6 protein-coding genes and 1 pseudogene are annotated in these 5,514 nt (G+C 45.4%); 1 reads left to right on the forward strand and 6 read right to left on the reverse strand.

Going from position 1 to position 5,514, the window contains the following annotated elements; all coding sequences use genetic code 11:
* The 6 genes and pseudogenes from hypF to HQK80_15010 form a co-directional block, all read right to left on the reverse strand.
* Nucleotides 1-2,152, reverse strand: a 2,152-nt coding sequence (gene hypF, locus HQK80_14985; protein ID MBF0223501.1) for a carbamoyltransferase HypF, incomplete at its 3' end; no start/stop codon positions are given.
* Nucleotides 2,153-2,167: 15 nt separating this feature from the next.
* Entirely contained in the window at nucleotides 2,168-2,791 is a 624-nt protein-coding gene (hypB, locus tag HQK80_14990) for a hydrogenase nickel incorporation protein HypB (GenBank protein MBF0223502.1), read from the reverse strand.
* 100 nt (nucleotides 2,792-2,891) lie between these two features.
* A complete protein-coding gene (locus HQK80_14995) occupies nucleotides 2,892-3,341 on the reverse strand; it encodes a D-tyrosyl-tRNA(Tyr) deacylase (GenBank protein MBF0223503.1) in 450 nt (149 codons plus the stop codon).
* Entirely contained in the window at nucleotides 3,338-4,099 is a 762-nt protein-coding gene (locus HQK80_15000) for a 16S rRNA (uracil(1498)-N(3))-methyltransferase (protein MBF0223504.1), read from the reverse strand. Before HQK80_15000 ends, HQK80_14995 begins: the two co-directional genes overlap by 4 nt.
* A 35-nt stretch (nucleotides 4,100-4,134) precedes the next feature.
* Nucleotides 4,135-4,734 (reverse strand): annotated as a pseudogene (locus HQK80_15005) (50S ribosomal protein L11 methyltransferase).
* Between the two features lie 3 nt (nucleotides 4,735-4,737).
* Complete coding sequence (locus HQK80_15010) at nucleotides 4,738-5,097, reverse strand: hypothetical protein (protein MBF0223505.1); 360 nt, start codon at nucleotides 5,095-5,097, stop codon at nucleotides 4,738-4,740.
* A gap of 85 nt (nucleotides 5,098-5,182) precedes the next feature.
* Between HQK80_15010 and HQK80_15015 the strand changes: the two genes are divergently transcribed.
* The coding region (locus tag HQK80_15015) for a 1-(5-phosphoribosyl)-5-amino-4-imidazole-carboxylate carboxylase (GenBank protein ID MBF0223506.1) at nucleotides 5,183-5,514 on the forward strand (332 nt) is incomplete at its 3' end.

Here is a 5,514-nt window from a genome sequence, read left to right on the forward strand (position 1 = left end):
AACCTCCAGATAGAACTATCTCTCTAATGCCATTGTTGGAACGAATTTTTTTACAGGCAATTGTGACAGCTTCAGCGATGGTTTCATGGAAACGTTTGCTGATAATTGATGGCTCAATATCATTGCCAATATCATTAACGATTTCAGTAATGGTTTCTTTAAATGAAAGCATGAGATTTTTATGGTCAGAGTTGAAGCCAATGAAAAATGGATAGGGTGGGTGTGCCAGTTCTGAGGCAATCATTTCAAGGGCTATTGCGGCCTGGCCCTCAAAAGTTATATGCTCTCTCAAATTTAATATGGCAGAGACAGCGTCAAATAGTCTGCCACAGCTCGATGTTAAGGGCGAGTTTATGCCTTTAGTTATCATCTGGGTTATGAGATGAACCTCTGTTTTATGGTTTTGTAGAAGTTTAAGATTTATACTTGGTAGATCGTGGTCATAGGCGTGCAGTAGATAGCTTATAGCCATTCGCCAAGGTTCTCGAACAGCTGCATCACCACCGGGCAAGGCGATTGACTCAAAATGGGCGCTTCGTTCAAACCCGGCGTGCGTCGCCGTCAGAATTTCACCTCCCCAAATTGTGCCATCGGCGCCAAATCCTGTTCCGTCTAGAATAATGCCTATAACAGGACCTTGCAGATTGTTTTCTGCCATGCAACTCACGGCATGGGCATGATGGTGCTGAACTGCAACGCAGGGCAGTCCAAGTGCTAAAGCAAAGCGGGTCGAATAATAGTCTGGATGCAGGTCGTGAACAACCAGATTTGGTTTGGCATTAAGCATATGCTGGAGATTGCTGGCAATTGATACAAAGTGTTGAGTCGATTCGTAATGGCCAAGGTCGCCAATGTGTTGACTTAAAAAATAGTGGTAATCTTTGGTTATGCACAGGGCGTTTTTCAGTGCACCACCGACAGCTAATGTGTGCGCGGCATTAAAGTCAAGGGTGATAGGGGCTGGGGCGTATGAACGGGATCTCCTCAGAAAAACAGGGGAGTCTCTTTGGACATAGACAACAGAATCATCGTTACTTGTAACGATATTTCTATTGTGGAGTAAAAAATAATCGGCGACAGCTGATAGTTTGGCAAGTGCCTCTTCATTATTTTTGACGATTGGTTCTTCTGAAAGATTTCCACTTGTCATAACCAGTGAGTCATACGGAGCGTTATGAAAAAGTAGATGGTGTATTGGGGAATATGGCAACATAACCCCAATGAACTTATTTGTTGGGGCGATAGTGTCAGGCAGGAAAAATGGAACTTTCTTCCTGAGAAGAACTATCGGTTTCTGTCTGGAATTAAGGAGCTTTTCCTCTGCGCTGCTGACCTGTGCAAAGGCTGTTATAGCTTTAATGTTACGGGCCATGAGGGCCAATGGTTTATCCGGACGTCCTTTTCTGGCTCGAAGGCGCTCAATTGCTGAGCAATTATTGGCATCAACCGCCAGATGAAAACCGCCAACGCCTTTAATGGCGAGAATACTGCCTTGGCTGAGATGAAATGCTGCTAGTTGAACAGGAGATGATTCTCCAGCACAAGGAGTGCCGTCTGCCTTTATGATCTGCATTTGAGGGCCGCATTGCCGGCAGGCATTAGGTTGGGCATGAAAGCGGCGGTTTTCAGGGTCGCAGTATTCGGCAGAACATTGTGGGCAAAGCTCGAAGGAGTTCATGCTGGTGAAGGCTCGATCGTATGGAAGGTCGAGGATAAGTGTGTATCGAGGTCCGCAGTTGGTACAGTTTATAAATGGATACAGATAGCGCCTGCCACTGGGTTCAAAGAGTGCAGTATGGCATTGGTCGCACATATCCATGTCTGGAGGTATAAAGACCGTGCGCGTGCCATCGGCTGAACTTTCCAGTATCGAGAAAGACGGCGTTGGGTGTTTGTCTGTGATATCGTGATAGGTGTAGTTAATTGATTGAACGAGTGCAGCAGTTGGAGCTTTTATGGGTATATCGGCAATGAATTGTTTTAGCGATGTAAGGTTGCCGGCAGCCTCAATTAAGACCCCTGAGGGGGTGTTTTTGACGTGACCGGTAAGCCCATACGTCTTTGCTAGTGAGTAGATGAAGGGGCGGAAGCCAACTCCTTGAACCAGTCCCAGTATTTCAAGGGTAACTGTGGCTTGAGGGTTGGCATCCATTTGTTCAGGGATAGGTTACGAGTGCTTAATGCGTTGAAGAATCCAGTTGTGCCAAGCCTCAAGCCCTTCACCGCTATATGATGATATTTCAAAAATTGCCTTCTTTATGGCGTCAACATTGCAGCGCAGGTGGGGTAACAGATCGATTTTGCTGATAATCAAAACGGCAGATTCTTTGAACATTAGAGGGTATTTAAGAGGTTTGTCATCTCCTTCTGTAACGCTCAGCAGCATGACCTTGCAGTCCTCTCCAACACTGAACTCAGCGGGACAAACCAAGTTGCCGACATTCTCGATAATAATCATTTCGAGTTCGTCCAGCTTTAAATTGTTGAGGCTCGTTCGAATCATGTTAGCGTCAAGGTGGCAGGCCCCGTCAGTTTCAATCTGAACAGCTGCAAGGCCGGTGCTGGCAACACGTTCAGCATCGATTGATGATTGGATGTCGCCCTCTATGACACCAATTCTGGCTTTGCTGCTAAGTGCTTTGCCAAGTTCTTCAAGCAGGGTGGTTTTTCCGGCCCCAGGAGAACTCATCAGGTTAATAACAAACAGGTTGTTGTCGTCAAAGAGCTGGCGATTTTCGGCAGCTATACGATCGTTTGCAGCAAGGATATTTTTTACAACGGCAACTTTCACGGAAATCTCCTTAGTTAATATTTATAGGTAGAAATACAGTGTTCAAACGTATCTCTCTTGGCAGTGAATGTCAATCATTGTGGAACTGTAAAGATCCAGATTAAAACTGTTTTTTTGAGTCAATCATAATTGTCACTGGGCCTTCATTGATAAGTTTGACCTGCATCAGCGCTTGGAATTGACCGGTTTGAGTTTGTATGCCAAGTTTATTGACTGCATCTATAAAATACTCGTAGAGAGCGTTGGCCTGTTCGGGAGCCGCGGCGTCATTGTATGAAGGCCTTCTGCCCTTTCGGCAATCTCCATAAAGGGTGAATTGAGAGACGATCAGCATTTGGCCCTTGATATCTAGCAAGGATCTATTCATGAGTTCGTCTTGGTCAGGAAAAATCCGCAGGCCCACAATCTTTTTTGCCAGAAAGTCGGCATCTGTTTGACTGTCATCCTTGCTCACACCTATTAATGTAAGAAGACCATCGCCAATGCTGCCGATCACTTTTTTGTCCACAGTAACGGAGGCAGCACTTACCAATTGCACAATGGCTCTCATGAACTCCGCTCCCAGTCTATTACAGCTCTGCTGCTTAAATTGCCCATCATGAACTGGATGATTGAGGTTGCAGCGACTGCGGCAGTTTCTGCACGTAAAATTCGAGGCCCCAATGATAGCGATGTAAAACCTTTGGCTCTGGCCGCATCGACTTCAGAGGACGAAAACCCTCCTTCAGGTCCAAGCATAATAATTGTTGGACTACCTGAACGGAAAATTTCCGGAAAGGATGATAGGAAGTTTTCATCTTCGTTTTCCCAGAAAACTATCTTGGTCTTATAGATAGAACAGCTTTCAAGGAGATCGTTGAAGGATGATACGGGAAAACATTCCATGGTAGTCGGTCTTTTAGACTGTTTGCAGGCCTCCAGAGAGATGCGTTGCCAGCGCTCATTCTGTTTTGCCTGACGTGGTTTTTCTTCGCTGAACTGGCTCACAAAAGGATACAGGCCTTCCACGGAAAGTTCGGTAAGTTTTTGGTACAAGAAATCCATTTTCTTGCCCTTCAAAAGAGATTGGGCAACATAAAGGGGGTGGGTGGGACGTGGTGCATCAAGGTGATTTAGGATCTGGGCTTCAACTTTATTCTTATCCATAGATGTAAGCTGAGTAAGATAGATAGTGCCGCTGCCATCAAAAACTTCAATTAATTCGCCCAGCTTAAGCCTGAGGACTTGGCATATGTGCTTGGCTTCGGGGCCGGTAAAGGTAATCGTTGATGCTGTTATACATTCAGGCTGTGTGTGGAATCGTCGCATAATAACAATGGCAATGAGAGAGAGTTATAGCTGAGTTATTGGGGAGCTGTCAGGTGCAGCGCGGTCCATTCTTCAGAATCCATTGCTGTACAGGTTGTTAAACCAAGTCCATTAAAGATATGTTCGATATTGTTAGCCTGTTTACCGGTGAGTATGCCGGACAAAATGAGGCTGCCGCCCGGTTTCATGCAGGCAACAAGGCTTTGGGCCAGAAAGGTAAGAACATCTTGGGTGATATTGGCAATGACAAGATCAAATTTTTGGCTGATTTGGTTCAGGTCGTTGTCAACTACAGACATTATTTTTTCAAGGCGATTGTGGGCAATATTTGCAGAAGCCGCAACCCGTGCATCTATATCGGTGTCAATTCCAATGACAGACTTAGCCCCGAAAAGAGAGCAGCTCATTCCTAGAATTCCTGTGCCGGTGCCAACGTCAAGTACGGAATGAATAGTTGTCGTCGAAAAAAGTGTTTCGGTGAGTTGGAGTGCCAGTCTTGTACTGGCATGGAGGCCGGTGCCAAAGGCCATTCCTGGATCCATCTCAAGAACTACCTCATTGTGCTGGGGTGCGTACTCTTCCCAGGAAGGTTTGATCACCAGGCGTTTTGATAAGTGAAATGGTTTGAAGTGGTCTTTCTATCGTTTGTTCCAGTCTTCTTCGACCACCGGTTCTGTTTTTATTGAGTAGGTGAAGTCATTGTTTTTCTGTAGATCACTTAAGAAAATCTGAAGTTGGTTCCAGGAAGCGGTGAAAGTGTCGTCTTCTTCAAAATAAACGCTTACCACATCTTTGGGTGCGGAGTACTCAGTTGAAAGTATGGTGGATTGTTCAACTGCACTGTCGTTAAGTGCCGCCAGGAATGAAGCGATGGAGTCGGAAAATACTTCTGGGACAGTGATTGAGATTTTTTGCCAGGATTTTGGCCTGCGATGGGTGAAATCTGGTTGCTTCATGGTTGACCTTAGTTTTATGTTGACGATATCAATGCTTGGCATATCATTGCGGTAGTATTATTAACATGGCGTAGTGAAGATTATCAATCAATAAGAGTGATCGCCACCAACTTAACGGGCTTGGAAAATGGATGAGCAGACAATATTAAAGATTCTTGAAAGAGTTCATGCCGGAGAGATTGCTATTGAAGAGGCCTTGTCGGAACTGAAAGGCTGGCCGCAAGGGCAATGTAAATTTGCAAACCTGGACCATAATCGTGAACTCAGAACAGGTATTCCTGAAGTGATATTCGGAGAAAATAAGAGTGCTGAGCAGATCGTTGGTATTGCGCGCAGCATGTTGTGCGGAACTTCTGTGGTTATGGCAACACGCGTTGCTGAGGAGAAAGCAAAGGTTGTGTGTGCCGCTTTGCCAGAGCTTGAATATCATCAACAGGCACGAATGATAGGTGGTAATAA

This window comes from Desulfobulbaceae bacterium (genome assembly GCA_015231515.1).
Classification (GTDB): Bacteria; Desulfobacterota; Desulfobulbia; order Desulfobulbales; family VMSU01; genus JADGBM01.